Here is a 19,096-nt window from a genome sequence, read left to right as displayed (position 1 = left end):
ATCGACCGGCGACCACATTGAGAGAGGCGTGCGGTCCAGTTCGCCCCCTCTTCCGCATCAGCCAATGCCTTCCACCTACGCGCAAAAACAAGCCCCGGTTCTGATCGCTCAGAACCGGGGCTTGCTTGAGCGGTGAGAGCTTCGCTTACCAGTTGACGCGGGCGCCGGCGGAGACCTGGTGGCTGGTGGCGTTGCTGCGATATTCGCCGGTATAGGCGGCGAACATCCGGAACGTCTCGGTGCGCCAGCCCGACAGCTTGGCGCTCACCAGCGCCGCGTTGCGGCCCGGCTGCGCCGCATCGACCAGGAACGCTTCATCGAGCAGCGCGGCTTCGCTGACCAGCGTGCTGTCACGCAGATCGTAGCCCCAGCCGACCTTCAGCTCCGGCGCCAGCGTGGTGCCGTCGGTGGTGCGCAGCCGTGCGCTCACCGCCGCGCCGACCGTGGAGGTCAGCTTGTCGTAGGTCCGGGCCGCATAGACGAGGCCGATCGGCAGCTGGCTTTCGCTGTAAGCGTCGCGGCGGAAGCCCTGCCAGGTCATGCCGACGAACGGCTTCAGCGTCACGTCGTGCCCCATCGCAAACCGATAACCGGCCTCGAACGTGGTGCCGACGCCGACGCCATTGGCGCTGCCCTGCAGACTGGTCGGCGACAGCAGGATCTGGCGGCTGGTCGCCATCTGACTCGGACCGGCCGCGATGCGGAAGTCGAGCACGGCGGCGCCCGGCGTCCAGCTCGCATAGGCGGCGCCCGCATAGGTATCGACGGTGCCTTGCATGTCGGTGCTAGTCGCCGTGGTGCGCGTGTAGCCGAACGCACCGCCGGCGTTGAAGCTGTTGGAGAACCGCCGATCGACGCCGACCGCAAAGCCGGCGCTGACCGCCTTCGAACCGGACAGATCGCCGCTGTCGCCGACCCGGCTGTTGCGACCGAAGCCCTGGCCCCACACCGACCAGCCGTCCTGCACCCGCTCGGCCGGCGAGATGCTGGCGAACGCGTTCATCGCCGCATTGGTGCCTGCGCTCATTGTGTTGCGACCCGCATAGGACATCGCGAAGGATTGCGCGGTGCCGTTCTGGCCGATCTCGCTGCCGGACGTCAGCATGTCCTGGCGATCGCCGATCGCGCCGAGGAAGCCGGTGAACGCCTGCAGCGGCGCGCTCGCCATCGCCGGCTGGCCTGGACCGGACAGCTGATTCAGCGCCTTGTCGAATTCCGCCTCGGAGTTGAGTTTGTACAGCGCGTCGTACAGCGCCTTCTCGTTGGCGGTCGGCATCTCGCCCGAGGCGGCGCGGTCCTTGTCGAGGATGCCGGCGATCGACCGCTGCGTCGGGCCGAGCTTATCGGCATCGGCAAGCTGGCTGAAGCTCGACGGCGTCACCACCAGCGTGATCGAGGTCGGGTTGTAGATCAGGTCGAAGCGGCCATTGGCCGGCAGACCCGACGTCGGCTGCACCAGCTTGGAGAAACTGCCGGCGGTGCTGGCGCCGTTGGTCGCCTGCACAAAAGCGAATTCGGTGCCGATCGCCGGCGTGTAGTTGCTGACGGTGCCGACGCTGCCGCGCAGCACTGGGGTCAGTGTGCCGGCCGCGTAGAACACGTTGCCGGCGCCGGTGACGTAGATCTTGTCGTAGGTGCCGGGGCCGCCCGGCACGATCAGCGAGCCGTCGATGTCGATCCGAGTCGTGGCGCTCGAGGTCAGCGTGACATTACCATTGAAGGTCAGCGAGCCGACCGAGTTGCCGTTCAGCACCGTGCCGGCCGGCACCACGTTGTTGCTCACCAGGTCGCCGATATTGGCCATCTTGCCTGGTGACAGCGTGCCCGCGATCACGGTGTCGCCGGCGATCGTGCCGAAGCCGGCCAGGGTTGCGGGCTGCGCGACTTCGAGGCGATGGCCGGCCGACATCGTCAGCGTGCCGTCGACCGCGAGCGTGCCGAGCTGCGCAAACACATTGCCGCCGGCGTTGGTGCGGCCCGAGATGCTCAGAATGCCGGTGCCGACCTTGGAGAAATCGCCATCGGTGGTGAGCAGCCGGCTCCAATAGGTCGTCTGGTCGGCGAGCACCGACACCGCCGTGTTAGCAGCGAGCGTGGTCGGACCATCGGTCGCCCGATCGAGCCGGATCAGGCCGTAGCCGAACACGGCATCGACGCCCGGCGCGCCGAGATCTTCGGTGGTCGAGAACAACAGGCGCGACAGGTCCTGCGCGTTGTAGCTCGGATTGGCCTGAATCAGCACCGCGATCGCGCCCGACACCGTCGGCGCCGCCATCGAAGTGCCTTGCGCGAAGCCGTAGGTGTTCACCGGCACGGTCGAATACACCAGCGCCCCCGTTGCATCATCGCCACCGGGCGCGGCCACGCACCAGCTCGCGGTCACGCCGCAGAGATTCGAATAAGACGCAGCCGCCTTGGTGATGCCCACCGACATCACCGAAATGATCTGCCCCTGCTGATGCTGGAGAGCAGATCCGTCGAGCTGCTGTCCCTGATCGTCATAGACACCGAGCGCGGCGTGCGCCGGATTGAAGAACGGCAGCAGTGCAAGGCCATTGGCATTGCGGGCGGCGATCGGATTGTCGGCGCGGTCGTTGCCGGCCGCGGCGACGATGATCTTGCCGGCTTTGAGGACATTGAACGCGGCATTCGCCTCATCGTCGATGTTTCCGACGGTCCATAGTTTCAGATTGGTCAGCCCGTCGGAGTTCGGACCGTAGCTGGCGTTATAGACCATCGTCCCGCTCAGGCCGGCGAAGTAGTTCAGCGCCAGCGCGGAGGAGTCGACGTTCCCGTAAGTGGTGTAGCCTTTCTCGGCGATCGCGCGCAGCGGAATGATGCTGGCATCGTAGGCGACGCCGTGCGCATCGACATTGTCGAACTTCTCCGCCGCGATAATGCCGGCGACGTGCGAGCCATGGATGTCGGTCTTCTGCGCGCTCTCCGGCGAGAGATCGTTCGGATCGAACGCCTTGCCGATCTCGACCATGTAGTTCTTGCCGAGGTTGGTGCGCAGCTTGTTGACGAGGCCAGCATTGGTGGCGTCGAACCCGGTATCCGCCACCGTGACGGTGACGCCGGCGCCGGTGAAGCCGCGATTATAGGCGCCCTGGGCGCCGATCATATCCAGGTTCCAGGTCTGCTCGGTCGTGGATGGCAGCGGGTTCGGCAGGTTCGGCGAGTTGTTCACCGCCATCGCGACGTTCTGATACGACGACGCGTTCAATCCGGAGACCGACGCGGTGCGGGTCGCGAGCACTTGCGCAGCGTTCGGCGCGAGGACCATCCGCTGGCCGGAGGTCAGCACGCCGAGATCGGCAGCGGTGGTGACGTCGCGCACCGCCGTCGGCGCCAGCGTGGAGACATGGCGCACCACGGCGTCGCGTAGTCCGGGATCGCGATACGTGCTGTCGTAAGCCTGCGCGATCAGCGCGCGCTCGCCCTGCCGCATCGCATCGGAGAACTTCGCCTTCAGGTCAGGCGACAACGCAGACTTGGCAACCGATTTCGAAGGCGATTCCGCCGCATACAACGCGGCTGACATCGGAGTGCTGACAAGAAACGTTGTACACAACAGCAGCGACGAGAGATGACGAAAACGCCCCACGGTGCTCACGGACTTTCCCTTCCTGTCCGAGCAGGCGCCTCAGCCGCGCATGCTCGGTCTTCTGTCTCGATCGGCGAACTGACGAACACTTCGCCTCGGTGTTCGCGTAGTTCTAAATCGGTGCGAATGCGTCGCGACAGAGCGGAGCGGCCGGATTCAGGTTGAAGGCGGCGCTTTCCTTTGACTTTGCGTCTCACAACCGGATGGGACGGCTACGTTGGCCATCCATTCGCCTTGGCGCGGATACACGCAGAGCGCGCAATACATGGCTACCGCGTCCGGCTGCTGGCGGTGCGGAGACGAATCGTCTTTCTCGGAAAAAACCGCTAAGCTGAAAGCACTTGGCCGCGGGCGCAGCGAAATACCGATGGCCTGATCGAGCCGGCTTGAAGATCAATCGACCCGATGGCGTCCCTTCCCCGTCTGTATTACGTGACCTCCGGCCTCGACGAGGCCAACGCATTCGCGACTTGGCGTGCGGTGATCTCGCCGCTGTTCGAGCCGCGTCCCTGCGGTCCGAGCCGCAAGATACCGACCGGATCGGCCTATGGCATCATCATCGGCGACCTGGTGGTCGCCAAGGTGGCGTTCAACGCCCAGGACTTCGTCCGTGACGCCCAGCGCATCGCGGTGACGCCGGACCACCTGCTGCTGCACCTCTACGTGTCCGGCGGCTTCAACGGCGAAGTGACGCGGCAGCAGACCGTGATCGGCCCCGGCAAGGTGGCGTTGATCGATCTCGCCTGCCCGATCTCGACCCGGGCGTTCGCGTCGAACACGATGTGCCTGATCGTGCCGCGCAAGCTGCTCGGCGGTGTGCCGCTGCACGCGCTCAAGCCGAAGCTCGATCCGCTGCGCAACGACCTGCTCGCCGCCTATATCCGCTCGCTGCAGGAGCGCAGCGCGCAGCTCACCGAGGCCGACGTGGCAACGACAGTGGCGGAGACGGCCGACTTCCTCCGCCGCCTGCTGGCGCCGTCGGCCGAAGCGGATCTCGCCCCACAGCGCGGCGCCGACGAGACCATCCTGGCGCTGACCGAGGCACTGATCCGCGACAACCTCGCGCAGCCCGAGCTGTCGCCCGATTGGCTGGCGCAGCAGCTCGACGTGTCGCGCGCCTCGCTGTACCGGCTGTTCGCCGAGCGCGGCGGGGTGATGCGTTACGTGCAGGAACGCCGGCTGCTCGCGGTGCAGGCGGCGCTGGCCGATCCGGTGGAGACGCGGCGGCTGTCGCGCCTCGCCTCCGATCTCGGCTTCAAGAGCGAGGCGCATTTCAGCCGCTCGTTCCGCGCCCGGTTCGGCATCACCGCCAGCGCCTATCGCAAGGCGCAGCTCGATGCCTCGGCGGCGATCCAGCTCACCAGCCCGGCGGTGGTGCAGCAATGGTGGACCGCGGTGGCGCGCGATCCATTCCGGCAGGCCGTCTGAGCGACAGCATTCCCGCGGAGGGCGCGAGCAAGGACGACACTTAAGAGTCTGATGCTTCCAAGGCCGTCTATCGGATGGAGGCATGAAAAGGGCCACTCATGAGGCAATCATGAGCTGCCCACTCTAGTCCAACGCGATATGGCGTATCTCAATCCTCTTGGCGCTTTCTTCCATCAAATCGATATTTTCGGCTGCGAAGGTCGAAGGCGTCCTTTCCGCCTTCCATGATGTCGGTGATTACCTTGCAGACTGCAGGAGTTTCGATTGCTCCATCCTCAAGAATCTCGACTCTTGGATTCTCAGGCTGGTTTCCGATAACGGGATCGCCAGCTTTGAGAGCTATGACTTTATCAGCATCGCCATTTACGACCATATTCGGATTGTGCGTTGAGAAGATGAGCTGTCGATGACTCTTTGACAGCCGGATCAAGTCAACGATCCGCATGATCACCCGGTTATCCAGATCATCCTCGGGCTGGTCGATGATAAGAGTTCCGGCGGATTGCTTCAGGAGCAACTCAAGAAGTGCAGATGCCTGCTGACCCGGAGAAGCCTTGGCGAAGTCCATGCTACGGCCCGAATCGACATACGTCATCGCGATATAGTCGTTTGGTACCGCAGCCAGAATGTCTCCGACTGTCGCGTCGTTGATGTTGTCGTAGATCTTCTTGCGCTGACGCTCTGTGGTGCCCCCGTCGATAGCGAGGAACGACTTCAACTTGCCGTCCAACACATTGTCTGGCTCCACCGGGTGGCCAGCTGCGATCTTGTCCTTGTAGATCTCCAGCATAGATTCGCAGATGGCATCCCAAGCGTCATCTGGGTTGTCCTTGACTATTTGCTGAACCCATGAGGTGCATCTTTCAAAGACACTATGAACCGTGGCTCGATCCATAAGAGCCTGGATCGACTCGCAATATTGCGATGGACTTGGGTCTTTCTTCAACTTTGCTTTGAGAAGCGCGCTCGATTTGTCGGCAACTTGGTTTGCTGCCTCGGTAAGAATGGCACGGCGACTTGCAACGAGTTTCTTCAGCTTGTCGCGCGAGTCCTGGAAAGCTTGTTGAGACCCTTCCGAAGCTTGTGCCCTGGTAGCCAATTTGGAGATTTGGTCAGTTATATTTCTAAGTTCGGAGTTGAGCCTTCCATTCTCTTCCAAGAGAAGTTTGTGCTTCTTCTGGTAATCAACGGCTGTAGCAAGCTCCTTCTTGAATGCATCCTCTCGCAGGCTGTAGGATTCTTCTGCGACGGTGATCGACTCGGCCAACCGGTCTACAAGGCTCATGGCCTCAGTCAGCTTCGCCCTGATTTGCTCGCGGGTCTCATTGATCCGGTCGATCATCCGAGCAATTTCCGGAAACGTGGATGCCTCCGGGTACTGATCAAGAGGAATAAAGAGCGAGTGCCTTCTGGCGAGCTCAAGAGTCTCCGTCTCAGTTGGCAGAATAGAATTGGCGAGAGAAAGAAGATTACGACCCTGAGCATAGCGGAGTTCATCTGCGATGATTTTCCGATGCTCTTCCGAAACACCCTCAGCTTTCAGGCGTTCGCCGATGGATGCAATTCGGTTCATCAAGTCTGCTGCAGCTGTCGATGCGCGAGACTGCTCAAACCTGTTTTGCCAGTGAGCGACTGCTTGCTGCAGTGTCGTCTTGACGGTTCTCTGAGCGTTTACAATCTCTTGGTCGATTGCTCGCTTCTTATCAAGCTGTTCAGCGGCGGCGATCCCAGTAATCTGCTCGACTGCGGACTCCGCATTCCTCGTGGTGGTGGAAAGCTGCTTCTGGAAGAACGCACGCCCTCTGAAGCGACTCCTTGCTTCGGCGAGTGAAAGGACGAGGCGAGATCCAGATGAAGGAGTAACCTCGATCTGGTCACGCCGAAGGTCGCGTCGCCAGCGTTCGCCAACGCCCTCTCGCTCAATCGCTACCTCGACGAATCCCTCATCAAGCGTTTCTTCTATCAGCTGCTCTTCGCGCTGTAGGTCTGACTCGTTCTCCAAGTCCCGCTCGGTGCGAGCAAGGCCAAAGCGAAGGTACTCCAGGATGGCGCTCTTTCCGGAACCGCGACCACCAATTATCGCATTGAATCCCGGATTGAATTTAATGGTGACGGGCGCTGGCCCAGTGAGGGTCGATTTGACCGTCATCTCGACAATGCGCTCAAGGGGCTCTTGAGGCTCTTCGTAGGCGATCCGCGCCTCGTCGGCCAAGAGAGCCTGACGAAGGCCCTCAAGGTTCGGCTCACCAAGCTTGATCCAGCAATCGTACAAGCCGAGCCGATCGAACGTGTCAGATCGGGCGTCTCCAGTTACGAGGATAGCCCGCCTGCGATTTCCCCATTGCTCAATCTTTCCATATGCCTTGTCGAGCGTAGATTGCGTGAGCTGGTTGAACGGTTCCTCAATGTATACGCCATCGCTCTCAAGATTGGCGAACCGGATATGATGGCCTGCTTTGTTTACCGTTTTGTGCGCACCTTCGTTTCCGAAGTGCGGGAACAGGATGCAGGCATCCCGAAGGCAGATGTCGTCTTGAATGAGAGAATGCAGTTGTGCGACGGTGATGCCCGCCGGAAGAATTTCGCAAGTTCTCTCTTCTTGGTCTGGCGAAGGCATTACATCGGGAAGCCGACTCAGGAACTTCCTTAGAACTTCGTCCGCCTCGTTGGGATCGAAGATAACGAGACATTGGGCATCGTCCGAGCAGGTGACCTCAACGCCAGGATAAACGACGACGGGTGGCATGCTCGCTGCGCCCGCCTTCTGGATGTACGAGACCAGAGCAACATCGTGATGGTCTGTTATCGCAACGACGTATATTCCTTTATCCGAGCACGCCTTGATGAAGGTTCGCGCCCACTCATGTCGCGCATCCTCCTTCTCAAGTGTGCCGCCTGGCAGGATGGTGGCTCCCATCCATCCACGATCCCGTGGTGTGTGGCACTGTAGGTCTGACTTGTACCAAATCGTTCCGGGGTGAAGTCCTTTTGGGTGGGGCATCAACGTCTTCTCAAATCTACAAAGCTGGGCAATCTGTGAGGTCACTAAATGGGCTGCGCAAGTTCAACTTTGGGTAGAGGCATCTTAGAGAAACTTAAACCCTGCAGTGTTTTCAAAGACCGACAGCAAAAAAGAGAGCCCTTTTGGGGCTCCGTCAATCTCGAACAGCTAGAGACTGTTCTTCTCAGCAATCGAAGCGAAGATGCTCTCCATCCAATGGCACTGGCGATCATTGCTGTGTCGCTCAAGTCCATCAGCGGATGAGCCTTCGTCGGCTATATTTCGCTCACGATGGGGCCGTTTCTCATCGCTCATGCGCTAATCTGTCTGTACAGAACGTTTGAATGGCTCTTCGACTTCTGCATCAGGACGAACAAGATCAGCTTCATTTTCACGGTCGCGGGCGCCATTGCCGCGACCTACCAGATCGTCAATAAATAGCAGGATCATTGCCGTGCGTGATTGCTGTGTGCATAATCCTTCATGACCCAAGAAACCTCGCGGCGGGTTCAACGCTGCGGCGTATGCTGCCATCTTCTTTCGCGCACAAGTACCATTTTTTGGATAACCTGTACGTCCAGTTTCGCTCTTTGGCTGCCGAAATCACCTCCCCTTCCTGTTAAGCATAACACGGGGGGCAATGGTGAAACGGGTCTAGAATTCTATCTAAGACCATAGCCTAAAATCCGGCTTGTCCGCGTTCGGAGCGGCCGTGTAAGAGCGAACCGACGATTGATGCGAGGAGCCCGGCGTGGATTTCAGCACCGCCTTCCACCAGACCTCGGTCTGGATGTTTCGGCTGGCGTTCGTCGGCGCCGCGATCGGCATCGGCTACATCGTCATGACCAAGCAGGACGAGACACCGGCGACGGCGCCCGCCTCCATCGCGGCTCCGATCGACGATGGCGTGACCGGCTGCAAGCCGATCGGCCAGACCGCGAGCGGCAAGCTGGTGTATTCGATGGATTGCGAACAGCTGCCCTCTGCCGACGCCGCGAAGTAATCGCTCCGGACGATTACAACTCGCCGCTCGAGAAAACTGCGGCGCACGCAACTGCGCCCTAAGCGTCCTCGCCGCCGATCAGGCGGTTGAAGATCGCACGCACGTCGGACTGGGTCTCTTTCACCCGCGCCTGCAGGGACGAGAAGTCCGGCGCGTCGCCGGCACGCACCATCACCCGCAACAGATCGTCGCCGGCGGTGTCCGGGTTGAACTTCTCGCTGACGCACAGCCGCAGGATCTGCGTCAGGTTCTGATACAGCCGGGCCGCAGGCCGCAGCACTTCGGCATCGGCCTGCGCCAGAAAGCCGAGCCGGGTCGCATTATCGAGAGCCGAGAGCGTGTTGACGTGCAGGATGTCGGGCGCCTCGTGCGCGTGCACGAGCTGCAGATACTGCGCGATAAAGTCGATATCGACCATGCCGCCGGCGGCGTATTTCAGATCCCAGACGTCGTCCTCGCCCTTCTCCTGCGCGATCGCGCGGCGCATTTCGGCGACGTCGTTGGCGATGATCGCCGCGTCGCGCGGCCGCGTCAGCACCGCGCGGATCACCTGCTCGATCCTGCTGCGAAACTCCGGCGCGGCCGAGATCACCCGCGCGCGGGTCAGAGCGAGATGCTCCCAGGTCCAGGCTTCCTGCTCCTGATAAGCGGCGAATGCATCGAGCCGCGACGCCACCGGACCGGCGCGGCCCGACGGCCGCAGCCGCATGTCGACGTCGTACAGCACGCCGTAATTGGTCCGCGTCGTGAACGCCGAGATCAGCCGCTGGGTGAACCGCGCGAAGTATTGTGCACCGTGCAGCGAGCGTTCGCCGTCACTGTCGGGCTGATCGTCGTCGAAATCATAGATCAGGATCAGGTCGAGATCGGACGACGCCGTCATCTCGCGGCTGCCGAGCTTGCCCATCGCCAGGATCGCAGTCTGCTGACCCTTGACCCGGCCATAGGTCGAGGCGAACTGCTCGCTGACCAGGCCATGCACCGTGCCGACGATGCCTTCGGCGACGTCGGCGAATGCCACCGCCGCCTGCTGGGTTGGAACGGTGCCGGACAGAATCCGCGTTCCAATCAGGAACAGGCTCTCCTGTCCGAACAGCCGCAGCCGATCGAGAAACTCTTCGTACGACCCCGCATCCGCCAGCGTCACCGCCAGCCGCGCCGACAGTTCGGTCTGATCCGGCATGGCGCCGAAGAACCGCGGGTCGATCAAGCCGTCGAGGATCTGCGGCTGCCGTGCCAGCATGTCGCCGAGCCGCGGCGCGGCGCCGAGCACCAGCGCCACCAGCGTCAAGAGTTCGCGGTTCTGGCTCAGCAGCGAAATCAGCCGGCCGCCGCGATGCAGCGCCTGCAGCAGGCGATCGAACGCATTGACGGCGTCGTCCGGCTGTTCGGCGAGCGCCAGCTCCTCGATCAGCGCCGGTACGAATTCGCGGAATGCGCGCTGCGTGGTCTCGACCTTGAGCACGCGATAGCCGCCGGTCATCCATTGCTGCAGAGTCGTCGCGATCATCAGCGGCTTCTTGTAGCCGAGCGACAGCAGGTGATCGAGCAACCGGGTGTCTTCGGGGCCGGCGCCGTAATCGACCGGCGGCAGCTTGGCGGTGCCGGTCGGATCGCCCTCGAACAGCTTGGCGTAATGGCCCTGCACCCGTTCGAGATAGCCGAGCAGATCGCGCGCAAACGAGTCGCGGCTGTCGTAGCCGAGGAAACGCGAAAACCGTTCGATCGCCTCGACGGTGTCGGGCAGCGCGTGGGTCTGCTCGTCGGCGATCATCTGCACGCGGTGCTCGACCTTGCGCAGGAACAGATACGCTTCGGTCAGCTCGTCGCGCGCCTGCCAGGTGATCCAGTTGCGCGCCGCCAGAATCTCCAGCGCCTCCAGCGTCGGCCGCACGCGGAGTTCGGGATGGCGACCGCCAGCGATCAGTTGCTGGGTCTGGGCGAAGAATTCGATTTCGCGGATGCCGCCGCGGCCGACCTTGACGTTGTGGCCTTCAACCGCGATCTCGGTCTGGCCACGATAGGTCTGCATCTGCCGCTTCATGTCGTGGACGTCGGACAGCGCGGCGAAGTCGAGATGCTTGCGCCAGACGAACGGCGCGATCTCCGACAGCAGCGCTTCGCCGGCGACGAGATCACCGGCGCAGGGCCGCGCCTTGATCATCGCGGCGCGTTCCCAGGTGCGGCCTTCGCGTTCGTAGTAATTGAGCGCCGACACGGTCGAGAGCGCCACCGGCGTCGACGCCGGATCAGGCCGCAGCCGCAGGTCGACACGGAACACGTAGCCGTCGCCGCGGCGCTGCTGCAGAATCCGGCTGAGCCCCTGCGTGACGCGGACGAAGAACGGCTGTGGTTCGATGTCGGGCGCGAGCGTCGGCGCATCGAGCTCGTAGAACACGATCAGGTCGATGTCGCTCGAATAGTTCAGTTCGCCGGCGCCCATCTTGCCCATCGCCAGCACGATCAGGCCGGAGCCCTGCTCCGGGCAATCGGGATTGGGCGGCACGATCCGGCCGCGGCCGGCTTCCTGGCGCAGCAGGAAGCGCAGCGCCATCTGCACCGAGCGGCCGGCGAGATCGGTGAGCGCCTGCGTCACCTGCATCACCGGCCAGATCCCGCCGATATCGCACAGCGCGATCAACAGCGCCGCCTCGGCCTTCAGCCGGCGCAGCACCGCCATCACCTCGTCCTCGGCTGACGCCGCGGCGACCAACGTCTCGGCGTCTTCGAGCAGCTTGGCCAGCCGCTGTTCCGGAGCGCCGCGCAGCACCCGCCGCAGCCGAACCGGATCGGCCCGGATCAGATCGAACAGATACGGCGAGGCCTCGGCGATCGATTGCAGTGCGGTCTGCAGGTCGGGGAACGCGTTGCCGAGGGCGGCGATCGCATCGGCCTGTTCAGGCGCCAGATCGCCCAGCCAGCCAGCCCAACGCTCCGCCGCCAGTACGGGATCGTACAGGCGCGGTCCGGCGCCGAAGCGCGCGGCCAAAGCGGTGTTATCGAGGTCCGCGGTGATCGCGGAAAAAATCATGCCGGCGCCGGTTCGAGAGTTGTTGCGGAGGCCTGTCCTTCGCCCGTGCGGGCCGGAATTGCAAGCGTGGCGCGCAAACCCGGGTCCGCGTCGGCGAGTCGCAGTTCGCCGCCGTGCAGCCGCGCCACCGCCGAAGCGAGGCTGAGGCCGAGCCCAGAGCCCGGCAGCGTGCGGCTGGCCTCGAGCCGGACGAAGCGCTCGATCGCGTGCTTGCGGTCGCCTTCCGGAATGCCGATGCCGTGGTCGGTGACGCTGAGCAGCACCTGATCGCCATCGCGTCGCGCCTCGATCAGCACCGTGGCGGCGGTGGTCCCGGCGCTGCCATCCGCCGGCGGCTGCAGCTTGCCGTACTTGATCGCGTTCTCGACCAGATTGGCGAGCGCCTGGCTGATCAATTCGCGATTGCCGCGGACCGGCGCGGCCAGAGCTTCGACCTGCAGGCTGAGCTCGTTGTCTTCCGCCAGCGGTTCATACAATTCGTGGATGTCGCGGGCGATCTCGGCGGCGTCGAAATCGCTCATGTCGCCGCTGGCATAACCGGCCTCGGCGCGCGCGATCATCAACAGCGCATTGAAGGTGCGGATCAGGCCGTCGGACTCCTCGATCGTGCGCTCCAGCGCGACGCGATAGTCGGACTCGCTGGAGGCCCGCGCCAGCGCCTCCTCGGCGCGGTTGCGCAGCCGCGTCAGCGGCGTCTTCAGATCGTGCGCGATGTTGTCGGAGACTTCCTTCATCCCCGACATCAGGGCTTCGATCCGCTCCAGCATCGCGTTGAGATTCTCCGCCAGGCGGTCGAGCTCGTCGCCGCTGCGCCCGACCGGCAACCGGCCCGACAGATCGCCTGCCATGATCCGCTGCGTGGTGCCGGTCATCGCATCGATCCGTCGCAGCACGCGGCGGGCCGCGAACACGCCGCCGCCGAGGCCGAGCACGACGACGATCAGCACCGACCATTGCGCCGCCGAGCGTACGACCTTGTTCAGCCGCCGCCGCTCTTCGAGGTCGCGGCCGACCAGCAGGCGAAAGCCGCTCGACAACTCGGTGACGCGCACCAGCGCGCGGTGATCGGAGCGCTCCTGATCGTCGAGCCGGCGATAGAACGTCTCGCTCCAGCCGAGCTTGCTCATCACCCCCGGCGCCAGCGCGCCGACATTGCCGGCGACCGCCTGCCCGGCCGGGGTGGTGACGAGATAGAGATTGGCGCCGGGCCGCAGCGCGCGGTTCTCGAGCGTGAACACCACGCCGCGCAGACCGCGTCGGCCGTAGATGTCGTTGATCTCGGCGATCTCGGCGTCGACCGTGGTGGTGATCTGATCGGTGATCAGCTTGCGCGTGGTCCAGGCGAAGTACGCCACCAGCGAGGCCGCGAACAGCCCGAACAGAAACAGATAGACCAGCGTCAGCCGAAACGCGGTGGTTCGGATCAGCTTACCGAAGGCGGTCACGGATCACGTCCCGGCGGCGATGCTCTTGAAGGGCTTTCATGCCGGCAAATTAGACAGTTCGGCCCTGAATCCAAAGTGACAAATCGTTCAAGTAGCGGAGCTACGCCTGCAGCGCTCGAAGAGCCGGACACAGCAAAAACCGAGGCGCCGCCTTTGGACAGGCGACGCCTCGGTGTGAGTGATAGCTGGAATAGCACAGTCCGCCGCGGCAGGCGGCGGCGCGGCGCTATGAGGCGCGCACGGTGCGGAGGAAGCGGCTCACTTCGTCTTCGAGCCGGCCGCTCTCCTGCGACAGTGACTGCGCCGACGACAATAGCTGCGTCGACGACGAGCCGGTTTCGACCGCGCCGCGCTTGACGTCCAGAATGGTGGCGGAAACGCGCTCGGTGCCCTGCGCGGTCTGCTGAATGTTGCGCGAGATCTCCTGCGTCGCCGCGCCCTGCTCTTCCACTGCGGACGCGATGTGCGCGGAGATTTCCGACAGCTTCTCGATGGTGCCGCTGATCTCGCTGATCGCGCCGACCGATTCCTGCGTCGCCGACTGAATGCGGCTGATCTGCTGGCCGATCTCGCCGGTGGCCTTCGCGGTCTGCTCGGCCAGCGCCTTCACTTCGGCCGCAACCACCGAGAAGCCGCGACCGGCTTCACCGGCGCGGGCGGCCTCGATCGTCGCGTTTAGTGCCAGCAGGTTGGTCTGGCCGGCAATGGTGTTGATCAGTTCGACGACGTCGCCGATCCGGGTCGCGGCCTTCGACAGCTCGCTGACGCGCTCGGTGGTGTTGCGCGCCTGGCCGACGGCGTCACCGGCGATCCGCGCCGATTCCTGCACCTGCTGGCTGATCTCGCGGATCGACGACGACAACTGATCGGTCGCCGAGGCCACCGACTGCACGTTGCAGGTCGCTTCCTCGGACGCGGCCGCGACGTTGCTGGCGAGATGCTGCGAGGTGTCTGCCGTGGTGGCAAGCTGGCGCGCCGAGCTTTCGAGATCGGCCGACGCAGTCGACACCGTCCTGACGATCTTGCCGATCGCGCTTTCGAAATCGCTGGCGAGCTGATGGATCGAGTCGCGCTTCTGGTTTTCCGCCTTCACCAGGTCGTCGATGTCGACCAGCGAGCCGCAGGCGCGCCGCGGCTTGCGGTTCTCGTCAAGCACCACACCGCCGGTGGCGCGGAACCAGCGATAGCTGCCGTCCTTGACCTTGAGGCGATATTTGACGTCGTAACCGATGCCGGTCTGGCAGGTCTGGGTGAAGGCCGCGAAGGTCGGCGCGACATCGTCGGGATGCAAGCGGTCCGACCAGGACTGCACGACGTTCGGGAATTCAGCTTCGGAGCTATAGCCGCACAGCCGGCGGAATTCGGACGACCAGGTCCACCGCGCCTTGGGATGCATCGCATCGCCTTCGTGCAGGATCGCGTCCCACAATCCGATGCCGCAATGAAGCGACAGGGTGTCGAGCCATTCGGCCTTCTGCAGCAGCTCCTGTTTCTTCTGGCGTCCCATCAACATGCGGCTTTTCACATCCCTGATTAGCAGTGAGTTTGCAGGACGTTCGCATGTGAAAGTTAAGAAACGATGGGCGCGCTGTATTTAGATACCCAGCAACACTACGGGGGTAGTGCTTTTGCAGCATTCGCCACCGCTGAGCAGCGCTACGCAGACGGCGCCAGACTGGGCGTCTGCGCGGCCGTCGAGCATCTGTTTGGTCTTGTCGGAGAGCCTTGCCACAGGCGCGACGAGGCGCAGAGCGAGGCTCAGCGCAGCCCGTCGCGGATCATGTAGCCGGCGCCGCGGATGGTGTGCAGCAGCGGGTGATCGAAGCCCTTGTCGATCTTGGCGCGCAGCCGGGAGATGTGGACGTCGATGACGTTGGTCTGCGGGTCGAAGTGATAGTCCCAGACGTTCTCCAGCAGCATGGTGCGGGTCACCACCTGCCCGGCGTGCTTCATCAGATATTCGAGCAGCCTGAATTCGCGCGGCTGCAGCGTCAGCTCCTCGCCGCCGCGGGTGACGCGATGCGACAGCCGGTCGAGTTCGAGATCGGCGACGCGGTAGCTGGTTTCTTCCGCCGGGCCGCCGTGACGGCGCGACAGCACCTCGACGCGCGCCAGCAGTTCGGCGAAGGCGTAGGGCTTCGGCAGATAGTCGTCGCCGCCGGCACGCAGGCCCTTGATGCGGTCGTCGACCTGGCCGAGCGCGGACAGGATCAGCACCGGCGTGCGGTTGCCGTTGTCACGCAGGCTGCCGATCACCGACAGGCCGTCGCGCTTCGGCAGCATGCGATCGACCACCAGCACGTCGTAGTCGCCGCTCTCCGCCATCGCCAGGCCCTCTTCGCCGTCGCTGGCGAGATCGGCGATGTGGCCGACCTCGCGAAACGCCTTGACGAGATAGTCGGCGGATTCGCGGTCGTCCTCGATGATCAACAGACGCATATTGCTGTCGGATTTGTTCAAACTCTGCGGGCTCTGATGCAACATGACGCGGCTTCAGCCTCCTTGCAAGGCGGCTCGATCGGCCCCAAGGGGGGAACGGGCGATGGAGCTGGGGGACTCCACCGCCCGCCTAGACCTTCCGACGGAGGGGGGCTGAACTCCTTCCGGAAGGTGTAAAGGCGGGGACGAGCGGGGTTGGGACCCGTCCCCGGGACAGCGCCGTCGGCTGGGGGCGACGATTGCCGGCGACACTCTCCAATTTCTCAGCGCGGGCGATCAGCCCTTGGCGATCGGGATGGCAACGAAGCGCGAGGCGCCTCCGCTGCGGACCCGGACCAGCACGCTGTTCTTGTTCTCGGTCTTCGCGGTGGCGAGCACGTCGCGGACATCCGCCGGGCTCGACACGTTCTTGCCGGCGACCTCGAGGATCACGTCGCCTTCTTTGAACCCGCGATCGGCCGCGGCGCCCTTCGGATCGACGTCGGTGACCACCACGCCGTCCTTGCCGGCACCGGCGACCGAGCTGGCCGGAGCCAGCGTCAGGCCGAGCTTGGGCAGGTCCAGGCCCTGATTGGCGCCGCCGCGATCGCCGCGGTCGGTGTTGTTGCTAGCTTCGATCTTGTTCGGCAGTTCGCCGAGCGTCAGCGTCAGCTCACGCTCCTTGCCCTTGTGGAACACGGTGAGCTTCACCGAATGCCCCGGCGCGAATGCACCGATGGTGCGGGCGAGCTCGCGAGCGTCCTTCACCGAGGTGCCGTCGACCGCGGTGATCACGTCGCCGGACTCGATGCCGGCCTTGGCGGCGGGGCCGTTCGACTGCGGCTCGGCGACCAGCGCACCTTCCGCCTTCTTCAGGCCGAGGCTGTCGGCGATCTCCGGGGTCACCGGCTGCACCTGCACGCCGATCCAGCCGCGGCTCACCGTGCCGCGATCCTTGAGCTGCTCGACCACCGCCTTGACGGTGTTGGCCGGGATCGAGAACGCGATGCCGATGCTGCCGCCCGACGGCGAGTAGATCGCGGTGTTGACGCCGACCACTTCGCCCGCGGTGTTGAACGCCGGGCCACCGGAGTTGCCCTTGTTCACCGGCGCGTCGATCTGGATGAAATCGTCATACGGACCGTTGCCGATGTCGCGGCCCATCGCCGAGACAATGCCGGCCGTGACGGTGCCGCCGAGGCCGAACGGATTGCCGACCGCCAGCACCCAGTCGCCGATCCGCGGCTTGCCTTCGGACAGCTTGGCGTACGGGAAGTTCGACGCGCCTTCGACCTTGATCAGCGCCAGGTCGGTGCGCGGATCAGTGCCGATCACCTTGGCCTTGTGAGTCTTGCCGTCGTCGGTGGTGACTTCGACCTTGTCGGCGCCTTCGACCACGTGATTGTTGGTCACCGCGTAGCCGTCGGCCGAAATGAAGAAGCCCGAGCCCTGGCCGGTGATCATGCCGCCGCCGCGATGGCCGCGCAGGCCGGGGGGCATCTCGCCGCCGAACCGGCGGAAGAAGCGCTCCATCGGCGAGCCGGGCGGCAGCGAGAAGTCCTCGCGGTCTTCGTTCTTGGCCATCTTGTCGGCGATGTTGACCTTCACCGAAATCACCGACGGCTTCACCTTGTCGACGATGTCGGCGAAACCGACCGGCTGCTGCGACGGCTGGACGTTGGCGCCGACCTGCTGCGCATGCGCCGGGGTGGCGATCAGATCGAACGGACCATGGCCGAGCCCGACAGCGCCCGCGCCGAGACCGGCGACGACCGAGGCCATCAGCGCGAACTTGCGCGCCGACAGCAGCGACCTCGACAACGGCCGGTGCGAAGACTGCGTGGACAGGACGGGACGACGATCGTGCATTGCGTGAGGCTCCGAAGACCAGTTGAAACGGAAGGTGCGGACTGATCAGCACCGTTGCTTCGGAAGATGGGGGCTGGAGCCTTACGGCGGTCTGGCGAGGGAATTAAACTTTTGTAATTTTGGCGGTATTCGGCCGCCGCGGGGCGCGACGGATGGTCGCTTACCCGCCCTGCGCCGGCCCGCAGAATTGTCGCCGTTCATACATTCGTGTCGGGAATCCGATCCGCCTTTGGTCGCAGCCGGGGATCGCCCATGCGCTGCAACTACTGAATTACTTAGTGATCACCGCTGGCCTGGTTCTTGCCAAGGCGCTGCCGGAGGGCGCCGGCAAGGCGTCGATCAACCCCTGACGACAGGAGAGTGCGACGTGGCGAACATTACCTTCTCATCCCCGGTCATGGCGAAGGACGTCACCGTGTATGCGGTGGCGGGCGATCGCGGGACCATTCTGGCGGTTGCGAAATCGCACAACATTCCGATTCCATTCGACTGCCAGGACGGCGAATGCGGCTCCTGCCTGGTGCAGGTCGAGCACTTCAATCCGAAAGCGAAGTCGGCGGTGGCGCTGACCGAGAAGGAAAAGGAAGTGCTGCGCCAGCTCGGCAAGATCACCAAGGACGAGATCGCCAACGCCGAAGTCAACGACATCCCGCCGCGCTATCGCCTCGCCTGCCAGTGCTTCGTCCGCAACGAAGACATCCTGGTGCGGTTCGAGGGCGACAAGACCAAGCCGCAGCGCCTCGCCGTGACGCCGGCCGCCGCTCACTACAAGGGCGGCATGGAGATCAACACGCCGCAGGAGTTCTTCAGCTACGCCGCCAAGGTCGAGGAAGACGCCGCGCTGCACTACGACAGCCTCGCCAAGGCGATGGCGGATGCCGGCAACGCGCCGGTGGCGAAGCTGTTCGCGCAGCTCGCCGACTTCTCGCGGCTGCACCTGGCCGAAGTGAAGTCGCGCGCCGGCAGCGTCGACCTCAGCAAGAACGTGCCGCCGGACTACGCCTGGCCCGACCATGCGACGCCGGAACGCGCCGCGGTGTGGGCCTCGGACACCACCCTCACCCGGCTCGGCGCGCTGAAGGCGGCGCTGCAGGGCGAGCGGCGCGGCTATGAGTTTTATCGCGCGGTCGAAGCCACCACCAAATCGCCCGAGGTCGCCGCGGCGGCCAAGGAATTCGTCAACGAAGAAGCCGAGCACGTCCGCATTCTCGAGGCCTGGATCACCCAGGAGGAATGGTCGCTCAAGCACGCCTCCAAGGCTGCGGAGAACGCCTGACGACAGCGACGGCCGTCG

The 19,096-nt window shown here is 63.9% G+C and carries 11 protein-coding genes; 3 read left to right on the top strand and 8 right to left on the bottom strand.

The window, feature by feature from the left end:
* Positions 1 to 145: 145 nt before the first annotated feature.
* Positions 146 to 3,616 (bottom strand): S8 family peptidase, encoded by a 3,471-nt coding sequence (locus tag VRZ08_RS19575; RefSeq protein ID WP_414533592.1) that lies wholly within the window; start codon positions 3,614 to 3,616, stop codon positions 146 to 148.
* A gap of 396 nt (positions 3,617 to 4,012) precedes the next feature.
* Here VRZ08_RS19575 and VRZ08_RS19570 point away from each other — a divergent pair, with 396 nt between their 5' ends.
* Positions 4,013 to 5,035 carry a helix-turn-helix domain-containing protein gene (locus tag VRZ08_RS19570; protein WP_414533591.1) on the top strand — a complete coding sequence of 341 codons (1,023 nt, stop codon included), beginning with the start codon at positions 4,013 to 4,015 and terminating at the stop codon, positions 5,033 to 5,035.
* Positions 5,036 to 5,183: 148 nt separating this feature from the next.
* Here VRZ08_RS19570 and VRZ08_RS19565 read toward each other — a convergent pair whose 3' ends face one another.
* Positions 5,184 to 8,036, bottom strand: coding sequence for a TrlF family AAA-like ATPase (locus tag VRZ08_RS19565; protein WP_414533590.1), 2,853 nt, complete (start codon positions 8,034 to 8,036; stop codon positions 5,184 to 5,186).
* A 318-nt stretch (positions 8,037 to 8,354) separates the two neighbouring features.
* Entirely contained in the window at positions 8,355 to 8,570 is a 216-nt protein-coding gene (locus tag VRZ08_RS19560; protein ID WP_414533589.1) for a hypothetical protein, read from the bottom strand.
* A 217-nt stretch (positions 8,571 to 8,787) separates the two neighbouring features.
* Between VRZ08_RS19560 and VRZ08_RS19555 the strand changes: the two genes are divergently transcribed.
* Positions 8,788 to 9,039: a hypothetical protein gene (locus VRZ08_RS19555; RefSeq protein ID WP_414533588.1), complete on the top strand. Its 252-nt coding sequence runs from the start codon at positions 8,788 to 8,790 to the stop codon at positions 9,037 to 9,039.
* A gap of 58 nt (positions 9,040 to 9,097) precedes the next feature.
* Here the strand turns inward: VRZ08_RS19555 and VRZ08_RS19550 are convergent, their stop codons facing one another.
* The 5 genes from VRZ08_RS19550 to VRZ08_RS19530 form a co-directional block, all read right to left on the bottom strand.
* On the bottom strand, positions 9,098 to 12,070 hold the full coding sequence (locus VRZ08_RS19550) for a bifunctional [glutamine synthetase] adenylyltransferase/[glutamine synthetase]-adenylyl-L-tyrosine phosphorylase (protein ID WP_414533587.1): 2,973 nt from the start codon (positions 12,068 to 12,070) through the stop codon (positions 9,098 to 9,100).
* Entirely contained in the window at positions 12,067 to 13,515 is a 1,449-nt protein-coding gene (locus VRZ08_RS19545) for a sensor histidine kinase (protein WP_414533586.1), read from the bottom strand. The genes VRZ08_RS19550 and VRZ08_RS19545 overlap by 4 nt, the downstream gene beginning before the upstream one ends.
* A gap of 226 nt (positions 13,516 to 13,741) precedes the next feature.
* Positions 13,742 to 14,911: a PAS domain-containing methyl-accepting chemotaxis protein gene (locus tag VRZ08_RS19540; protein ID WP_413776056.1), complete on the bottom strand. Its 1,170-nt coding sequence runs from the start codon at positions 14,909 to 14,911 to the stop codon at positions 13,742 to 13,744.
* Between the two features lie 362 nt (positions 14,912 to 15,273).
* Positions 15,274 to 15,954 carry a winged helix-turn-helix domain-containing protein gene (locus tag VRZ08_RS19535; protein ID WP_414533585.1) on the bottom strand — a complete coding sequence of 227 codons (681 nt, stop codon included), beginning with the start codon at positions 15,952 to 15,954 and terminating at the stop codon, positions 15,274 to 15,276.
* Positions 15,955 to 16,230: 276 nt separating this feature from the next.
* Positions 16,231 to 17,802, bottom strand: a complete 1,572-nt coding sequence (locus tag VRZ08_RS19530) for a Do family serine endopeptidase (RefSeq protein WP_164634671.1) — start codon at positions 17,800 to 17,802, stop codon at positions 16,231 to 16,233.
* Positions 17,803 to 18,169: 367 nt separating this feature from the next.
* On the opposite strand from VRZ08_RS19530, the gene VRZ08_RS19525 reads away from it, so the two are divergent.
* Complete coding sequence (locus tag VRZ08_RS19525; protein ID WP_107355122.1) at positions 18,170 to 19,078, top strand: ferritin family protein; 909 nt, start codon at positions 18,170 to 18,172, stop codon at positions 19,076 to 19,078.
* Positions 19,079 to 19,096 lie beyond the last annotated feature (18 nt).

Origin of the sequence: Rhodopseudomonas sp. G2_2311, assembly GCF_047501505.1 — a bacterium.
Classification (GTDB): domain Bacteria; phylum Pseudomonadota; class Alphaproteobacteria; order Rhizobiales; family Xanthobacteraceae; genus Rhodopseudomonas; species Rhodopseudomonas palustris_H.
Note: the sequence above shows the minus strand (reverse complement) of the source record. Positions and strands in the feature narration are given on the sequence as shown.